This window comes from Hymenobacter coalescens (genome assembly GCF_054783195.1).
Map to the genome: position 1 here is coordinate 226281 of NZ_BAAGRA010000003.1, position 16897 is coordinate 243177.

Genomic DNA, 16897 nt, shown 5'->3' on the forward strand with positions numbered 1-16897 from the left:
CGGCTTTAGTTTATAGATGGGCCTTTCAGCGCCTCCCGAATCCCACTCAACCCGCCCGCAATAGCCTCCAGCCTAGTGAGCACCTGCAGCACCTGGCCGGCTTGGGAGTTGCGCAGGTTTTCCTGGTAGGTCTGCTTGATCTGCTGCCAGCGCGCGGCTTGCTCGGGAGTGAGCCAGCCCAGCAGCTCGCGGAGCTTGAGCAGGTTGGCTTCGGTGGCGCTGGTCAAGGTCTGGGCTTCGCCTTCGTAGTGGGAAGCCAGCAGCTGCTCGATTTCCTGCTCGTTCATGACGGGGCGCACTTTCTCGGCCAGCTTGTTCATGTTGCGGTAGGAGCCCTGCAACTTGAAGGGCGGCTCGGTGCGGTAGGCATCGGCCTGGGCGGCGCTGGCAATGTAGGCGGCGTTGACGCGGGCCACTACGTCGCGCAGGCGCAGCAGCTTCTGGAGCACGGCCACGTACTCATTCAGCTCCTCGGGGGCGTGGTTGCCTTCGAAGCTTAGGCCTTCGGCTGAGTTGGTTTCGGCCAGGCCCAGCAAGGTGGGCACGTCCTGCGGGGCCTGGGCGGCGAGGCGGGCCAGGGTGGGGTGGCTGGTGAGGGCGTTTTCGAGGTAGGAGCGGCGGAAGGCTTCCTCCGAGCCGGCCGTCAGTACGTCGCCCAGGTTGTAGATGTCGGCGCGGTTGGCCAGCATGTCGGGCAGCTTGAACACGTCGCCGGTTTCGGTGTAGGGGTTGCCTGCCATGACCACGCACACCTTGCGGCCGCGGAAATCGTAGGTGCGGGCCCGGCCCTGGTACACCCCCTCGATTTTGCGCTGGGCGTCGCAGAGCGAGATGAACTTCTGCAGAAACTCCGGGTGGCAGTGCTGGATGTCGTCGACGTAAATCATCACGTTGTCGCCCATCTCGAAGGCCAGGTTCAGCTTCTCCAGCTCCTGCCGCGCGCCCGCGTTGGGCGCCTGCGCCGGATCCACGCTCGTTACCGCGTGCCCGATGGCCGGCCCGTTGATTTTCATGAAAATCAGCCCCAGGCGGTTGGCCACGTACTCCAGCAGGGTCGTCTTGCCGTAGCCCGGCGGCGAGATGAGCAGCAGCAGGCCCATCAGGTCCGTCCGTTTGCCTTCCCCGGCCGTGCCGATCTGCTTGGCCAGGTTCGCCCCGATAAGCGGCAGATACACCTGGTCGATGAGCTGGTTGCGCACGAAGGAAGTCAGCACCCGCGGGCGGAAGTCTTCCAGGCGCATGTCCTCGGCTGCTTGCTGCAGCAGCTCCTTTTTCAGCGCCTGGTAGGCCTCAAACTGCGGCAGCGTGTGCGTGCGGTACTGGTGCAGCCGGCGGCGGAAGGCGGGGAAGTTGAGGTGGTATTCCTGGTGGTTGGTTTTTGCTTCTTGATTGTTGGCAACAATGCGGGCGTGGTTGCCGCGCATGTTGGCCAGCACGTCGGTCAGCGGGGTGCGCACCACGCGCTCCGGGGCGTAGCTGCGGGTGGCAAGCAGCGCGGCGGCTTCGTCGCAGTAGGCGTCCGCGGCGGTTTGCGGGCGGAAAGCCTGCAGCCACTGCCGAATCAGCTGGAACTGCGCCGTCGGCTGCTGGCCCAGCGCGGCGACCGAGGCGTCGAAGGTTTCGCTGGCGCGGCGCTCCTTGAGCTGCTTCTGGAAGGCGTCGTACAGGTCGGCGGCTTCGGCGGAGGTGGTAAAGGGCGTCGGCGGCGACTGAAGCTGCTCTACGCTGATGCTGCCCCGGCCTTCTACCAGGCCGCCCGGGCCGCCGGCCGGTTGGGGTGCGGCGAGGGAAGGCGCGCTGCTCTGCTGAATCAACTCGTGCAGTAGGTACTCACCGGCTTCGGCTACCTCGGCCGGGGTGAAGAGGCCGGTTTCCTGGGCGAATTGCTCGATGGTTGCTTGCAGCTCGGCAGTGAGCTGGCCGGTTTCCTGGGCCTCGGGAAACACCTGCAGCAGCAAGGCCAAGCCCTGAATCTGGCGCTGCCAGTGGGCTTTCGAGCCGGCCTCGGCGAAGCGGTGCCAGTAGAGCGCGGCGGCGGCGCGGGTGTCGGCGGGGTAGCGCAGCAGGCCAGCAGTGCGGGTGAGGCGCACCAGCGCGGCCAGCATCAGGGCCGCGTCGTGGTCGTGCACGCCTTTGAGGTAGCCCTCGGCGTAGCGCGGGGCCATGTGCTGCTGCACGTAGCTGAGCAGCTCGGCCGGGCTCAGCCGTTCCAGCTCGGGCACCGACAGCACGGCCGGGGCACCGTCGGTGGCGGGGCGTGGGTGCTGGGCGGCGCGCAGCAGGTAATCGGCCAGGAACTCGGCGCGGTACACGTCGGGGTTTTCCGAGGGCAGCGTCTGCTCCCAGACGGGCCGCGCCTGCTGCACGGCTTCGCTCTCCACGGGCCGGAAGAAGTTGGTGCCGGTCAGGTGGTAGTGCAACTGCCCGTCGCGCAGCACCAGGGTCAGCTCCAGCGGCTGGGTGTTGACGGAGAAGGTGTAGGGGCCGAAGCGCACGGCCTGGCCGCCGTCGGTGAAGAGGTCGGCGCGGTCCTTGAGCTGGCGCACGGCGTCCTCGCGCACGGTTTTGAGGCGGGATTGGAGGTCGTCGGCCTTGACGGCGTCGCCCAGGGCCAGCAGCTCCTCCACGGTGCGGCGTACTTTTTCCACCATCAAATCGGCGGCGAAGTAGCTGTTGATGTCGGCAATGCTCGAGAGCTTGCTCACGCGGCCGTGCACGGCTTTGAGCATGCGCTCGGCGGCTTGGAGCAGAGCCGTGGCGCGCTGGTTGCGGGCCGCCACCAGGCTCTGCTTGCGGGCCTCGAAGGCTTCGTAGGCTTCCTCGCGGCGGGAGGCCAGCTGGCTCAGAAACTGGTCGAACTCCGGAAACTTGCCCTCCAGCTCCTCCAGCTGCACCATCAGGCGCGAGAGGTACTCGTCGCACTTGGCGGGCGTGTCCGACAGGTCCAAGTAATTCACCAAGGACTGTTCCAGCAGCTTGAGCTGGGCGGCAAACTCGGCCTGGGCTTCGGTGCCGGCCAGGGTCTGGCGGCGGCGCTTGAGGGCGGCCCGCAGCTGGTTGAAGCCCGCGTAGATGCCCGAAATGTTGTCGATGATGCGGGTGGTCTGCGTCGGGTCGGCAATGGGCAGGTTGCCCACCACGTCGATGAGCAATTCCAGCTCGGTGGCCACGCCGTTCAGCTCTTGTTCCAGCTTGCCTGCCTCGGTCACCGTCGGCAGCTGGTCGATGCCCGCGCCCAGGGCCTGCACGCGGTCCGCATAAGGCGTCAGGGCGTCGTCGCGCAAGAGAAAATCCACCGTGCGCTGGGCCACTTCCTGCGACAGGCCCTGTAGCTCCTCGGCGGCCTTGTCGACGGCCGCCGCGTCCACGTAGCGCAGCTCTTTCAGCGAAATCACCTGCCCGCGCACCTGACGCAGATCGGCCAGCTGCAGCACGTAGGTTTGCACGTCGGTGGCATCGGCGCTGCGCTTGATTTGCTCGCGCAGCTCCTGGGCGCGGCCGAGCGTCTGCTGGGTTTGCTCCTGGGTGCTGCGACGGATGCGCTGCACCTTGTCGAACTCCTCCACGGCGGCGGTGGCGGCCTGGCGGATTTCTTGCAGCGGCTCGACCAGCTTTTCGGCGCCGGGCTCCGCGAGCCAGTGGTAGGAGTCGGTGAGGGAGGTGGTGCGGCGGATCAGGTCGAGGTAGAGGCCGGTGTAGGAGTCGTCCTTGCCGATGAGCGTCAGCACCTCCTGTGCCTCGGCCATGGCCCGCACTATTTCCTTGTTGCCGAGCTTGCCGAGGTAGCCGTCCTGGGCGGCGGGCAGCTGGAAGTCGGGCGCCGTGTAGGGCGTTTGCCAGATCTGCACGGTGTGGTGCTTTTTGGGCTCCTCGTCGGCGCGGAAGTAGCACAGCTCGCCGTTCTCGAACAGCGCGTAGCCGTGGCAGACGATGGGCGCGGCCACCTTCTGGCTGATGAGGTTGTAGGAGAGGAGCAGGTACAGGCCGTTGTCCTTCTGGAAGAACACGTACAGAAAGTCCTCGCCGTTGGGTGCGGCCACGCGGCGCTCAAACACCAGCTCCGCGGGCACCTGCTCGAACTGCTTCCCGTCGCCGGTCTGCAGGTAGTAGCCGTGCGGGAAAATCAGGCCGTGGCCGTCGGGCAGCAGCACGCAGGCGTCGGCCAGGGCGTCGAGGCGCTGGGCCTGGCGCAGCTTGGTGTTGTAGAGGAAGTAGCGAAAGCCCGGCTCCTGGTAGGGCCGAATCTTGAGCAAGACCAGCTGCCCCACCACCGCGTAGTGGATTTCGGCGTCGTCCAGGGTCTGGTCCTTGTTGTCGACGGGCTCGGCGTAGATGCCCTGCCCGGTCTTGGTGTTGTCCTCGACCTTGATGGTCAGGTCACCGCCCACCGTTTCCACGAACACCTTGTCTTCGATGCTGATGTGCGGGTGCTTGCCGGCCCGGTGCATGTCGCGGGTGGCGCGCTTCCAGCTGAACTCGTGCTGGGGCGGAAAGGTGTACTCGTGGTCGGAGCGGTTGTCGAGGTAAGTCAGCGACTCGCCCTGCACCAGCCACTTGAAGGTCTTAATGTCGTTGGCCGTTTTGCCCACCCGAAACACCATGAACAGGTGCTCGGCGCGCTGGGCAAACTTCACGAAGCGCGTCTTCTTGTAGTACTTATACAGGTTGCGCAGCTCTTCCAGAAAGGTCTTGTCGTTGAGCAACTCCAGGCCCACGGGCCGAAACTCCGGCCGCTGGTACTGGTACACCCCGAAAATGTCCGACAGCTCCACCTCAGTCTTCAGGCCCAGCAGCACGTTGTAGCCGAACAGAAACTGGTCGCCCAGCGCCACCATGTCCATGGGCACGCAGTTGTGCTCGGTGGTGAGGCGCCCGGTGCCCAGCAGCTGCCAGTCCAGCGCGCCGAACACCTGCTTGCGGGCGGTATTGAGCTTGTCCAGCCGCACGCGCAGCTCCGAGCCGCCCTTTGTGAGGCGGTTGCGCAGGATTTCGTAGGTGCCGGTTTCGAGTTGAGGAGCGGCGGTAGTTTCCATGGGTACGGTAAGAGCCCGACACGGGAGCGTCGGGGTGTAATTAGTCGTTGCGCCGCAGGTTGGCCTTCAGCAGGGCTTTGGACGGGTCGGCTTTGGCGTACACGACGGCCGTGGTGTCGCCCTTCTGGTGGCTGCGCAGGAAGGCGCGGCTGGTGCGGGTCCGCAGCGTGTAGTCCCGCCCGCCCACGCGGTACCTGACGGTAATGCGCCGGCCCTTGATGGTCCGCCGCCGGGTGATGATGCCCGTGACCACGCCCGGATCTTTTAGAATGAACGCCCGCTTTTGCCGGGTCGCCTGATTGACTTTGTAGACAATGCCTACGCACAGGGCAACGACCAGCACTACGCCCAACAGGATAGCCGCTACTTGCTTGCGGGTGGTAAACAAGGCGTTTGTTTGCATCTTAAAAGATCTGGCGCTCCTCGTATTTTCGGATGCGAAGCACTGCGCCGTTATGTGCGTTCAGCACAATTCGTTGTATGTCCGATGCGTAATCCGTTTTGCGTCGGCGAACGGTAATAATCCACCGCAAAATGCCTGGTTCGGAAGCATAACTGAGCTCTGTGCTAATGCTTTCGGGGAGGTCATCCCGGCGAATTACTCCCCGGCGTCGTGCCATCTGAAGCGCTGCAGCTTTTGAAATTAAGCCAGCCCTGTCCGGGTATCGGCGTACATCCGGCAGGGTAAGCTCGTTGAGCGTTTGGCCCCACTTATCGAGTCCTACCTGAGCAACAGCGTCCTGAAAGGCAAAGCAGAGGTAATAGCTGCAGACCGTCCACTGAATGTCGTTACGCTGCTTGAGTAAACTATCGACATCGACGGCGCGCCCTTCAAGGAACCTGACTTGCAAATAAACTGCTTCACCCAACCAGTCGTTCATGTACCCGGTAAGCTTGTAGCGAACATTGTCCGGCAACTCAGCCAGTGACTTGATCGGCTTGTCAGGTGAAACCAACGGGCCACAATAGATGGAAGAGGTTTGCGCGCTATCGGCCATCAGGTCAGGTTGATGACCCTGCGCAAGCCCGTTGAACGAGCAGGTTGCCGCAACTAACAGCGTAACACCAAAGCGAGACGACATAACAGTCAGAAACTAGTTCCCCCTCTCCTCAGGGAGAGGGGGCTAGGGGGTGAGGTCCGCTAGTTCAACGAACTCACCATCTTATCCGACAGCCCCAGCATCTTGGCCGTGCCCGCCAGCTGGGTAATCGTGTTGCGCGTGGCGTCGTCGCCGGCCTTGTTCATCATCTGCAAGAGCAAAGCCGAGATGCTCAGGTTCTTCACGTCGTCGGAGCTGAGGCCGAACTGATTTACGAACCGGGTGATGTTGGTTTTGAAGTCGCCGCCGTGGCCGTCGAGCGGAAAGAACGTGTCCTTCACCGTGGTCAGCACCTGCGAGTTGCCCACCGTGCGGTCCACGCTCTTGCCCTTGGTGATGGAGCCGATGATCTGGTCGAAGAACATGGTTTCTCCGCCCACGATGTCGATTTTGGCGGCCTTCAGCGCCTCGGCAATGACACCCGACTGCGCGGCCGCAATGTCCTTCTGGATGCTGATTTCGGCCAGCTCCACGGCCTGGTCCTTGGCCAGGCGTAGCTTGAATTCCTCGTGCTCCTTGCCCACGCCGTCGAGCTTCTTCATGGCGTCGGCCTTGGCTTCGATGCCCTTGGCTTCCACCGCAAACCGCTCCTGGTTCACGCGCACCTCGGCCAGGCCCTTCTTCTGCTGGGCGTCGGCCATGGCGTCGATGACTTCCACTTCCACCATGGCCTTCTCGCGGTTCACCTTGGCGGCCACGATGCCCAGCTTCTCGTCGGCTTCGGCCTGGGCGCCGGCTTTGGCCTGAATGGCCTGCGCTTCGGCCGAGGCGGTGAGCTGCAGCACGGTGGCCTCGGTTTCGCCTTCCTTCTGGCGGGCGGTGGCCTTGGCCTGCATCACCTGGGCTTCGGCCAGGCCCACGGCCGTGGCCTTGGAGGCTTCGGCTTCGGCCAGCGTGCGGATGGCCTGGGCCTTGAACTCAGCCGAGGCCTTCTCGGCTTCGGCGTCGATGAGGGCCTGCTTGGCGCGGAACTCGGCGGCCTGCTTGGCCATGTCGGCTTCGCCCACCAAGCTCACCGTAGCAGCTTCGGCCTGCTGCTTGGCGGCCGTAATGGCCACCAGCTTGTCGCGCTCGGCCTGGGCCTGGGCGCGGGTGTCCTTGATTTTTTCCTCTTCCTGCACGGTGGCTTTTTCCACCGCAATCCGCTCCCGGATGATGGCCTGGATGTTTTTGCGCTCCTCTTCCACGGCCTTGTCCTTCTCAATCTGCGCCAGGGCCACGATCCGCTCCCGCTCGTTGATTTCGAGGGCTTTGGCCTGCGCCACGCGCTCGGTTTCCACCGCGTCGGTGCGCTGCTTGTTGCGCTCGGCCACCAGAATCTGCCGGTCGCGGTTCTGCTCGGCCACCTTTACTTCTTCCTCGGTCGCGAGGCGGGCGCGTTCCGATTTGAGCAGTTCCTCCTGCTGCACCTTGGCAATTTCGGCGGTTTCGCGGGCCTTGATGCTGGCTACCTCGCGGCGCTGCTTTTCCTGGTTTTCCAGCAGTTGCTTTTCCAGCTGCAGGATGGTTTCCTGCGCCTCCACGTCCTGCTTCTTGATGGTTTTCTGCGTCTCCCGCTCGATGTTGTTGGCCTGAATCTTCTGCTCCGAGGTCAGGGCAATGATCTTCTTGATGCCCTCCGCGTCGAGGATGTTGTCGTGGTTCAAGGCCGTGAGCGGCGTCTGTTCCAGGTAGTCGATGGCGCAGTCGTCGAGCACGTAGCCGTTGAGGTCGGTGCCGATGATGCGCACGATTTCCTGCTTGAACTGGTCGCGGGAGTTGTACAGCTCGATGAAATCGAAATGCTTGCCGACGGTCTTGAGCGCCTCCGAGAACTTGGCGTCGAACAAGTTTTCCAGCGCCGCCGGGTCCGAAGCGCGGTGCGCGCCGATGCTCTGGGCCACGTTCATCACGTCCTCGTGGGTTTTGTTGACGCGCACGAAGAAGTTCACCTTCACGTCGGCCCGCAGGTTGTCCTTGCACACCAGCCCTTCCTTGCCGGCCCGGCCGATGACGATGGTTTTCAGCTTGATGTCCATCACCTCCATTCGGTGCAGGATGGGTACCACGAAGATGCCGGAGAAGGACACTTTGGTGTCGCCCATGCCGGTGCGCACCAGGGCTTCGCCCTGCGCGGCCTTGTGGTACATGCGCGCAATGATGGCAATGATGCCGAGTAAGAAGAGGCCGAGCACGACGAGCACGACCAGGGAAAGTTGACCAACCATAACAGTTAGGAGGGTAGGAGTAATGTCAGCGGAGAGGAGAAAGGAAATCCGGAAAATCAGGCAAGCAGCCCTTCGATCAGCACAGTCAACAGGTGCAGCAGCACCCCGACCAGCCGGCCGGCCGTGGCCAGGAGCGCGTCGAGCACGCCGCCGGCAAAGATTTCGGTGAAGAAATCCGCAATGTTCTTGGCGGTGGCGTTCAGGTGGTCCAGCATCGGATGAGAAAAGTTAGGGTAGGGTGGCTCAGGCCGCGTCGTAGGGTTCGATCAGGTAGCAGCGGCTTTGCTGGTCGTAATCGATGACCAGGGCCGTATCGCCCTTCCGCAGCTCGGCGGCGGAAGCGGCTTTCACGTTCAGCGTCAGGGCTACTTCGCCGGTGCGCACGGCGGCCTGTCCCAGCCGCTCCCGCGTGGTGGGCAGCAGCACCGTGCAGATCTTGCCCACCGGGTTGGTGTGGTCGGCGTGGTCGCGCTCCAGCGTGGCGAACAGGCGCACGAAGGGGCTGGTCAGCACTTTGGCCAGCAAGAGGCTGCCGAGTAGCAGCGGCACGGCAAACAGCAGGCCCAGCAGCCCCGACGTGTTGCCGGTGTAGTAGTTCGTGAGGATGCTGCCCACCCACAGCGGCAGGGCCACGAAGCTGAGAAACACCATCAGCGGCACCCGCCCCAGGTTGAAGAAGGCCAGCGCGTGGTTGAGCCAGGTCACGCCCAGGTGGGCGTTGTGCCCGGTGTCGTGGTCCAGGCCGAGGTCCAGGGTCTTGAAATCGAGCAGGCCCACGATAACCGTAAGCCAGTAGAGCAACACAAAAATCAGGAAGCCCGTGGCCGGTAGATTAGGCGGAGCAACCGCCGCTTGTAGTAGTTCGGTCATAGGCATATGCAGGGCAGCTTAAAGGTAGGCAAAGCGCGGCGCCCTCAAAAGAGCACGGGCTCCCAGGCTAATAGCGGGGCCGCTCGTCGGGCTTCTGGCGCGCCTGCAGGGCGTGGTTTTCCGCCTTCAGGCGCCGGTTGTAGCGGACGATGGCCGCCACGGCAAACAGGCCCCCGAAGACCAGCAGGGCCTGGGCTGCGCTGCTGCTGATGTGGTGGCTGATGCGCAGTACGGCCATGCTGATTATCAGCACCGTGCCGATCAGCAGCAGGTTCTTCTCGTGGCGGTTCATGACGGGTTCGGTTGGAGGAATGCTTAAGTTACTGCTGCGGCTCCGATGATAGCCCCAGCTTCTGCTTGAGTGCCTGCAAATCGGCCGCGGTCTGCCCGCCGGCGCTGGTTTGCAGGGCCTTGTCGATTTCCTGGTCGACGGTCTTGCTTTCTTGCGCTATCTGCCCGTACGACTCGGCCAGGGCTTCTTCCACGGCCACCTTTTCCTTCATGCGCTCCAGCAAGGCCACCGTGCCCGACGAGTCGAGCTGGGCCAGCTGCTTGTTGATGGTCTGGGTGGCCGCGCTGACGGCGGCGCGGGCCTTGAGCGTCTTCAGCTCGTTTTCCCACTGCCCGATGGTCTGCTTCAGCGTCTGCACGTTCTGGTCCAGCTGCTGGGCCGAGGCCTCAAACTTCTGCTGGTCTTCGCCGGCGCGGGTGGCGTGGGCTTCGTTCTCGGTCTTTTTGGTCAGGGCTTCGCTGGCGAGGCGGTCGGCTTCGGTAGCCGCCAGGTCGCCGCGGTGGGCGCGCTGCAGCAGCAGCACGGCCTTGTTTTCGTAGTCCAGGGCCTTGCTGCGGAAGCCTTCGGCTTCGTTGCGGGCGCGGATGGCCATGGCCTTGACCTCGGCCAGCGCGTGCAGGCTCTTGTCGAGGTCTTGGCGCAGGTCGCGCAGGCCCTGCTCAGTCATTTTGATGGGGTCTTCGAGCTGATCGATGGCCGAATGCGTTTCGGCCTGGCCGATTTTGAAGAGGCGGGAGAAGATGTTCATGACGGGGGGAGGTTTCGTGGGTTTACCAGAACGTCATTCCGAGCAAAGCCGAGGAACCGCAGGAAGGCGGAGCCAATCGCGCGTGCTGACATCTGGGGGTGTGACTGTTCAACGAGGGAATTACTAGCCGGCGAGGTGTCCCGACGGGCTCGATATGACGCCCTTGGTAAGCGGCGCTACGGCCGGCTAAACCCGATCAGCTCGTCGGAAAACTCCGTCAGCAGCAGGCTCAGCGAGTTCAGCACGGCTTCCAGCTCCGAGAGGTCGAGGGTTTCGATCTGCAGCGTGTCGCGGAAAATGACCTTGCGGCCCGAGTCGTCGAGGGCAAAGGCGCCGTGGATGATGTCGCGGTTTTTCTGCAGCAGGCGCTGGTACACCTCGCACGAGGGAGCCGGCAGCTCCAGGAGGTACTGCTCCAGAATCAGGAGCGGCTCGCCGCAGCCTAGCACGAGGTTGCGGATGCCCAGCGCGGGGTTGTCGACCACCAGAATGCCGTCTGTCGAGTCGGCGTGGCGGATGTCGAAGCCCAGCGTGAGCAGGTGGCGATGAATAGCGTCGAAGTAAGCGTGGGCCATAGGCAAGGAAGCAGAAGCGCTAAGAGCGGTAGCAGTGCTCAAATAACAAGCGTTAGGCTGAACGGGTATGCCCGATTGGTTGTAGATTTACGACGCAAGAATACTGAAAGTTTTGACTATGCTCAAAGTTTGAGCGTAAAAATTTTTCGGCAGAATGTCCTATATCGGCAACAACATCCGCAAGATTCGTACGGTTAAGAAGCTGAGCCAGGCGGCTTTTGCGGAGCTGTTCGGCCTGGCCCGGCCCAGCGTGGGGGCGTACGAAGAAGGCCGCTCCGAACCCAAGATGGAGACGCTGATTCAGATTGCTCATCATTTTGGCCTCTCTGTCGACCTGCTACTTACCAAAGAGCTGACAGTAAACGACCTCTACGGCTTCGACATTTTTCAGCAGGATCTGCAGGCCGCCGCGGTGCCGGCGCCGGTGGCCGAAGCCGATAAGCTCAGCCACGTCACGCCCTGGGTGCGCGCCGACCGGGTACTAGAGTACATCGTGCATTACCACGACAAAGCCTTCGTCGATGCGCTGCCGGCGCTGACGTTTCCGCACGCGCTCGGGCCGGCTACGCGCGCGTTCGAGATAGTGGGGGCCGAGATGCAGCACCAGCAGCAAGGCCTGCGCCACCAGGACGTGGTACTTTGCCGCCGCATCGACAAGGCCGCGCCCACGCTCCGCACCGGCCGCATCTACGCTTTCGTGACGCCCAACCGCCTGCTGGTGCGCCGCTTGGCCGAGCGCCTGTCCGACGACACGCTCAAGCTGCGCGCCGACAACCCCGACTACGGCGTGCAGGAATTCAGCCTCGATCAGGCGCTGGAAATCTGGGAGGTAAAGGCCGTGTTTACCACCCACCTGCGCCCGCCCTCGGCCCTGGAGGAGCGCGTGAGCCGCCTGGAGCGGCAAGTGGAGGAGCTGCTGGGCCGGCTGGAATAAGCGCTGGCTGATATCTTCGCGCCTCCACCAACCGCCCGCACCGCCTTCATGAGCACACTGACCATCCGCAGCCTGGCCGAACTCGAACAGTACCAAGGCCAGGAACTGGGCGTTTCCGAATACTTTACCATCACGCAGGAGCAAATCAACCGGTTTGCCGAGGCCACGCTGGATTACCAGTGGATTCACCTCGACGCGGCGCGGGCCAAGGCCGAGTCGCCTTTCGGCGGCACCATCGCCCACGGTTACCTCACCCTGTCCTTGCTGCCGTACCTGTGGGCGCAGATCGTGAGCATCGAGAACCTGAAAATGCAGGTCAACTACGAGATTGAAAGCCTGCGCTTCAACCAGGCGGTGGCCGTGGACAACGCCGTGCGGCTGCGTACCAAACTGCTGTCGGTAAAAAACCTGCGCGGCATTGCCAAGGCGCAGATTGAAGTCACGCTGGAAATCCAGGACCAGAAGAAGCCTGCGTACACGGGCGTGGTGACGTTCTTGTACCACTTCGCCGAGTAAACCATTAATGATAGGAACGGGCCTGGGCCCGGCGGAAACGCGTGTTTCCGCCGGGCCCAGACCCGTTTGGGGTATCAGATGCCGGATTAGCCCGTAGTCGGGGTGTGCGTTTTGGCAGAAGGCGTAAGCGCTGAAACGAGGCTGCGCCGGCGGTTTGATCGGTATTAAGGGTGAGGTTCTAAGCCGCTTCTAAATTAATTACGGAAATTTGAATTTGCTTACTTACTAATAAGTAAGTACGTTTGGGCGTTATGTCAACTCCCGAGCCCGCTACCGCTTTTGATACCCGCACGCGCATCCTCAATCTGGCCGAGGAGCTGCTGCTGGCCCGGGGCTTCAACGCCTTCAGCTACCAGCACATTGCCAAGGAGCTGGCGGTGAAGCCGGCCGCCATCCACTACCATTTCCCGGCCAAGGAAGACCTGGGCACGGCCGTCATCCGCCGGCAGCTGGGGCGCCTGCGCAAGTGGCGCGGCCTGCCCCGCGTGACCGACCTGACGCCCGCCCAGCAGTTTGAAGCCCTGGTGGAGGTCTACGACGCCCGGGCGGCCACCCAGCGGCAGGTATGCTTTTTCGGGGCCCTGGCGGCCGAGTTTCAAACGCTGCCGGAGGCCATGCAGCAGGAGCTGCGCATCCTCAACGAGGAGCTGACCACCTGGCTGGCCGGGGTGCTGGCCGCGGGCCGCACCGACGGCAGCCTGCATTTCCGGGGGCATCCGCTGAGCAAGGCCGCCCTGGTGCTCACCACCCTGGCCGGTGCCCTGCAAGTGGCCCGGGTGCACGGGCAGGAACAGTTTCTGCGCATTGTGGCGCAGCTACGCGCCGAGCTGCTGGAGCCAGGCCAACCGGCCTGCGCCAAGTAACGCGAAGAAGCGGCGCCGGTCGCCGCATGGTTTCAATTAACGTCTGCATGGTTATGGTGAATACCTATTCGCCCGCCTACGGCGGCATCGGCGCGGCGCGCGAGCCGCTGCCCGCCGCGCCCACCGAGTTCCGCTACGCCGAGCCGCCGGGCATCGGGCTGGTGCGCCTGAAGTTTCGGCTGCTGGCGGCCTTTTCCACCGAATGGGCCTTCCGCGAGGCCTGGCGCACGTTCTGCACCCCACGCCGGTTGGCGCGCAAGGCCTGGGAGGACGCGGCGCTGGCCACGGCCCGTGCCTTCCGGGTGCCGTTTGAAGGCGGCGCGCTGGCAGCCTACGAGTGGAACCCACAGGGCCGGCGCACCGTGCTGCTGGTGCACGGCTGGGAGCACCGCGCCGCGTTCTGGGGCGTGTTTGCCGACGGGCTGGTGCGCGCCGGCTACCGCGTAGTGGCCTTTGACGGGCCCGCGCACGGCGACTCGCCGGGCCGCAGTACCACGCTGCCGCAGTTTGGGCGGGCCACCCAGGCCGTCGCCGATTACCTGGGCGAGGTATGGGCCGTGGTTGGGCATTCGTTTGGGGCGGCTACCACGGCGGGCCTGCCGGTGCGCTTCAACGGCCACCGGGGCGGGGAGCTGCCGCGCCTGGTGCTGATGAGTGCGCCGGGGAGCACGCCCGCCGTGGCGCAGCGCTTCGCCGACTTGCTGCAGCTCAAACCCGCGGTGCTGGCCCGCATGGCCCGGCACGTGCGGGAGCAGCACGGCCGCGACGCGGAAAGCTTCAGCCTGACGCAGGCCGCTGGGCAGGTAAGCGCCGTCCGCGTGCTGCTGCTCCACGACTGCCAGGATGAATCGGTGCCCTTCGCGGAAGCGCAGGACGTGGCGCGCAGCTGGCCGGGACTGGAGTTTCACCCCACCACCGGGCTGGGCCACAACAAAATCATGCGCGACCAGGGCGTGATTCGCCGGGTGGTAGCGTTTCTGCAGGAGTAGGAAGCTGGGCAGCTGCCGCAGTCCGCGGCGCTGGCAAAGGCTTTCCTGCTCCGACGGGCCTCAGTTCCCCGCTCAGATTTCCTCCTGGCCAGCCGCATCCAGCTCGCGTAGCAGCTGGCGCAGGTTGTCCGGCTCCTGCACGGCTTTCTGCACCAGCTCTAAGTCTTCGGCCTCGGCCCGCAGCTCGCGCTTGATCTGGCGCAGCTCGGCTTCCTGCTTTTTGCCGGTGCCCATAAAGGCGTTTTTGTCGCCGTACTTGAGCTGCTGCAGGCGCAGCTTCAGCTCGTTTTGCTGCTGCTGCAGGGCGCGGGTGTAGCGCTCCAGCATCTCATCGGATTCCGCGTCGGCGGCGGGGCTGCGGTGTTCGGCCAGCAGCTGCAGCAGGCCGTAGAGGTCGTCGGCCTCGTAAGCGCGGGTGATGCGCTGCATGCGCTCGGTTTTCTGCCGGGCCAGCTCCGGGTCGCGCTCCAGGTCGGGGTGGTTGGCGCGGGCCAGCTGCCGGTACACGGCCTTGGTACCGGCCTGCAGGCGCTGCTGATCGGCTGCCAGGGCCCTGGCGGCGGCTTCCTGCTCGCGCTCGGCCTTGGTTTTGCGCTTGCCGCGCTGGTGGGCGTGGTGCTCGTGGTGGGGCGGGTGCGCCTCGGCGCCGCGGCCGGCCGGCTCGTCCTCGTCGAACTTCGGCGCGGGGCGCTTGGGAGCGTAGCGCAGCAGCAATTCGTCTACTTCCTCCCCGAACCGGTGCTGCAGGGTGCGGGCGTTGCGCAGTAGCAGCTCCTCGATGCGCTGCTCCTCCAGCCGGCTGAAGTAGCCGGTGGTGAGGGCGGTTTCCAGCGGCTCGAACAGGGCGCGGCGGGCCGCTACCACCGCGTCGGCCAGCGGGCCCACCTGCCGCCAGTATTTGTTTTTGGCTTCGCGCTGCGCTTTTTCCAGCTCCTGTGCCTGCTCGCGCAGATTTTCCACGCCCCGCACGGCCTCGCGGAAGGCACGCTGCGCCGGCGTGCCGGGCTCCTGCTCCGGCTCGCCGTGGGGGCGCAGGCCGCGCTGGGTCAGCGGCGTGCGGCTGGAGTCGAATTCGTCAAACGCGGGCAGTGGCATGGGCGGAGGCGTCGGTGGAGGCGGGCAAAGGTCGGCAGGGCGCGTCGCCCCACAAGGCGTAGGCCACGGCGAAGGTCTGGCAGTGCGCGTCGACGATGTCGGCCAGGCGCTCGGAGTAGCCGCCGCCCATGCTCACGGCCACCGGCAGGCCGCGGGCGTGGCAGAGGCCGAGCACCAACTCGTCGCGCTGCCGGCAGCCCGCGGGCGTTAGCGCCAGCTTGCCGAGCTTGTCGGTGGCCAGCACATCCACGCCGGCCTGAAAGAAGATGAAATCAGGCTGAATTCGCTCCATGAGACCGGGCAGCGTGTCGCGCAGCAGCTGCAGGTAGGCCGCGTCGTCCAGGCCCAAGGGCAGCGCCACATCGAGGTCCGACTGCTCCTTGCGCAGCGGGTAATTGGCCCCGGCGTGCATGCTGAAGGTAAACACGCGCGGCTCGTGGCGGAAGATGCTGGCCGTGCCGTCGCCCTGGTGTACGTCCAGGTCGACGATGAGCACCTGCCGGGCCAGGCCGTGGTGCAGCAGGTGCGCGGCGCCGATGGCTATGTCGTTGAGCACGCAGAAGCCCTCGCCCCGGTCGGCAAAGGCGTGGTGCGTGCCGCCGGCCAGGTTCAGCCCGATGCCGTCGCGCAGCGCGTGCCGGGCCGACTGCACCGTGCCGGCCGACGAAGAGAGGGAGCGGCGCACCAGCTCCGGGCTCTGCGGCAAACCCAGCCGACGCACCTCGGCGGGGGAGAGGCGCAGCTCCTTGACCTTGCTCCAGTACTCGGCCGTGTGCACGCGCAGAATGTCCTCCTCAGCGCAGAAGCCTGGGTCGTAAACGTCGGCCGGCGTGGCAATGCCCTGCCACAACAGCTGCTCCCGGATGAGCTCGTACTTGGCAATGGGGAAGCGGTGGCCGGCGGGCAGGTGGATGGAGTACCGGTCGGAGGAGGCGAGGCAGGGCATGGGCACAAGGGCGCTCAGGGCGCGGGTACGACGAACGTGTACGCAGCGGGGCAGGGTAAAGGCCGGCGAGCCGGAACTCAGTCGACCAGCAGCCGCTGTTCCCGGAGCCAGTCAAAAATCAACTGGTCGACCGCGGACACCTGGTCGCGGTGCCGGTAGGTGAGCCACGCTACTTCGGCAATTTCGGCGGCCGGCTGCAGCGTGCCCGTGTACGCAGCGGCGTAGCATATCATGCGCACCAGCACGCCCGCGGGGTGGCCGTGGGCCTGCGCTTCGAAGGTGCCCAGGTAGCGCAGGCTGCGGGCGTCCAGGCGTACGGTCAGCTCCTCCTCGATTTCGCGCAGCAGCGCCTCCGCATCGGACTCCCCGGCCTCGCGCTTGCCGCCGGGAAAATAGAACCGGTCTTTGCCGTGGCTGCGGGTGCTGAGCACCTGGCCGTCGACCAAGTGCAGCCAGGCTAATTTGTCAATCATGGCGCTGGAAAGGGATGACACGGGAGGAGTAGGAGCCTGCAAAGATGCGCCCGTTCGCCGAAGCAACGCCCGGAACCAGGCGTTGGTGGCCGGGCGCGCGTGACGTCGCGTGGGCGGGCCTTTGCTCACACGGCCGCGGGTTAGCGTGCCTGGGGAGGTGGTTGAGACGCTGATTTAATGATGTAGAAATAATGGCATTGCTACAACCTCATAGCTATCTGTATCTTGGGGCATGACATGTACGCGGTGTGGCAGT

The 16897-nt window shown here is 64.6% G+C and carries 16 protein-coding genes; 4 read left to right on the top strand and 12 right to left on the bottom strand.

The genetic code is table 11. From position 1 onward, the window contains the following. Positions 1-5 precede the first annotated feature (5 nt). The 9 genes from ACYVKQ_RS03035 to ACYVKQ_RS03075 all read right to left on the bottom strand — a co-directional run bounded on the left by ACYVKQ_RS03035 (position 6) and on the right by ACYVKQ_RS03075 (position 10825). On the bottom strand, positions 6-5033 hold the full coding sequence (locus ACYVKQ_RS03035; RefSeq protein ID WP_460575483.1) for a DNA repair ATPase: 5028 nt from the start codon (positions 5031-5033) through the stop codon (positions 6-8). Between the two features lie 40 nt (positions 5034-5073). Next, on the bottom strand, positions 5074-5436 hold the full coding sequence (locus tag ACYVKQ_RS03040; protein ID WP_460575486.1) for a DUF3592 domain-containing protein: 363 nt from the start codon (positions 5434-5436) through the stop codon (positions 5074-5076). A gap of 1 nt (position 5437) precedes the next feature. Then, a complete protein-coding gene (locus tag ACYVKQ_RS03045) occupies positions 5438-6115 on the bottom strand; it encodes a hypothetical protein (protein ID WP_460575489.1) in 678 nt (225 codons plus the stop codon). A gap of 59 nt (positions 6116-6174) precedes the next feature. Continuing rightward, positions 6175-8340, bottom strand: coding sequence for a flotillin family protein (locus tag ACYVKQ_RS03050; protein WP_460575493.1), 2166 nt, complete (start codon positions 8338-8340; stop codon positions 6175-6177). Positions 8341-8396: 56 nt separating this feature from the next. After that, on the bottom strand, positions 8397-8555 hold the full coding sequence (locus ACYVKQ_RS03055; protein WP_460575495.1) for a hypothetical protein: 159 nt from the start codon (positions 8553-8555) through the stop codon (positions 8397-8399). 28 nt (positions 8556-8583) lie between these two features. Next, the gene (locus tag ACYVKQ_RS03060) at positions 8584-9210 is read right to left on the bottom strand and encodes a hypothetical protein (protein WP_460575497.1); all 627 of its coding nucleotides are present in this window, start codon (positions 9208-9210) and stop codon (positions 8584-8586) included. 67 nt (positions 9211-9277) lie between these two features. After that, positions 9278-9502: a hypothetical protein gene (locus ACYVKQ_RS03065; protein ID WP_460575499.1), complete on the bottom strand. Its 225-nt coding sequence runs from the start codon at positions 9500-9502 to the stop codon at positions 9278-9280. A gap of 28 nt (positions 9503-9530) precedes the next feature. Beyond that, positions 9531-10250: a PspA/IM30 family protein gene (locus tag ACYVKQ_RS03070; RefSeq protein ID WP_460575501.1), complete on the bottom strand. Its 720-nt coding sequence runs from the start codon at positions 10248-10250 to the stop codon at positions 9531-9533. A gap of 176 nt (positions 10251-10426) precedes the next feature. Beyond that, positions 10427-10825 (bottom strand): type III secretion system chaperone family protein, encoded by a 399-nt coding sequence (locus ACYVKQ_RS03075; protein WP_460575503.1) that lies wholly within the window; start codon positions 10823-10825, stop codon positions 10427-10429. A gap of 154 nt (positions 10826-10979) precedes the next feature. Here ACYVKQ_RS03075 and ACYVKQ_RS03080 point away from each other — a divergent pair, with 154 nt between their 5' ends. From ACYVKQ_RS03080 to ACYVKQ_RS03095, 4 genes are all read left to right on the top strand, one after another. Beyond that, on the top strand, positions 10980-11759 hold the full coding sequence (locus ACYVKQ_RS03080) for a helix-turn-helix domain-containing protein (protein WP_460575505.1): 780 nt from the start codon (positions 10980-10982) through the stop codon (positions 11757-11759). A 48-nt stretch (positions 11760-11807) separates the two neighbouring features. Further along, positions 11808-12275, top strand: a complete 468-nt coding sequence (locus ACYVKQ_RS03085; protein ID WP_460575506.1) for a MaoC family dehydratase — start codon at positions 11808-11810, stop codon at positions 12273-12275. 251 nt (positions 12276-12526) lie between these two features. Then, entirely contained in the window at positions 12527-13138 is a 612-nt protein-coding gene (locus ACYVKQ_RS03090) for a TetR/AcrR family transcriptional regulator (protein WP_460575507.1), read from the top strand. Positions 13139-13191: 53 nt separating this feature from the next. Further along, entirely contained in the window at positions 13192-14127 is a 936-nt protein-coding gene (locus tag ACYVKQ_RS03095) for an alpha/beta fold hydrolase (protein WP_460575508.1), read from the top strand. 72 nt (positions 14128-14199) lie between these two features. Here ACYVKQ_RS03095 and ACYVKQ_RS03100 read toward each other — a convergent pair whose 3' ends face one another. The 3 genes from ACYVKQ_RS03100 to ACYVKQ_RS03110 form a co-directional block, all read right to left on the bottom strand. Further along, positions 14200-15222, bottom strand: a complete 1023-nt coding sequence (locus ACYVKQ_RS03100; RefSeq protein WP_460575509.1) for a J domain-containing protein — start codon at positions 15220-15222, stop codon at positions 14200-14202. Beyond that, positions 15203-16168 carry a histone deacetylase family protein gene (locus ACYVKQ_RS03105; protein WP_460575510.1) on the bottom strand — a complete coding sequence of 322 codons (966 nt, stop codon included), beginning with the start codon at positions 16166-16168 and terminating at the stop codon, positions 15203-15205. Before ACYVKQ_RS03105 ends, ACYVKQ_RS03100 begins: the two co-directional genes overlap by 20 nt. A 77-nt stretch (positions 16169-16245) precedes the next feature. Beyond that, positions 16246-16641: an NUDIX hydrolase gene (locus tag ACYVKQ_RS03110; RefSeq protein ID WP_460575511.1), complete on the bottom strand. Its 396-nt coding sequence runs from the start codon at positions 16639-16641 to the stop codon at positions 16246-16248. Positions 16642-16897 lie beyond the last annotated feature (256 nt).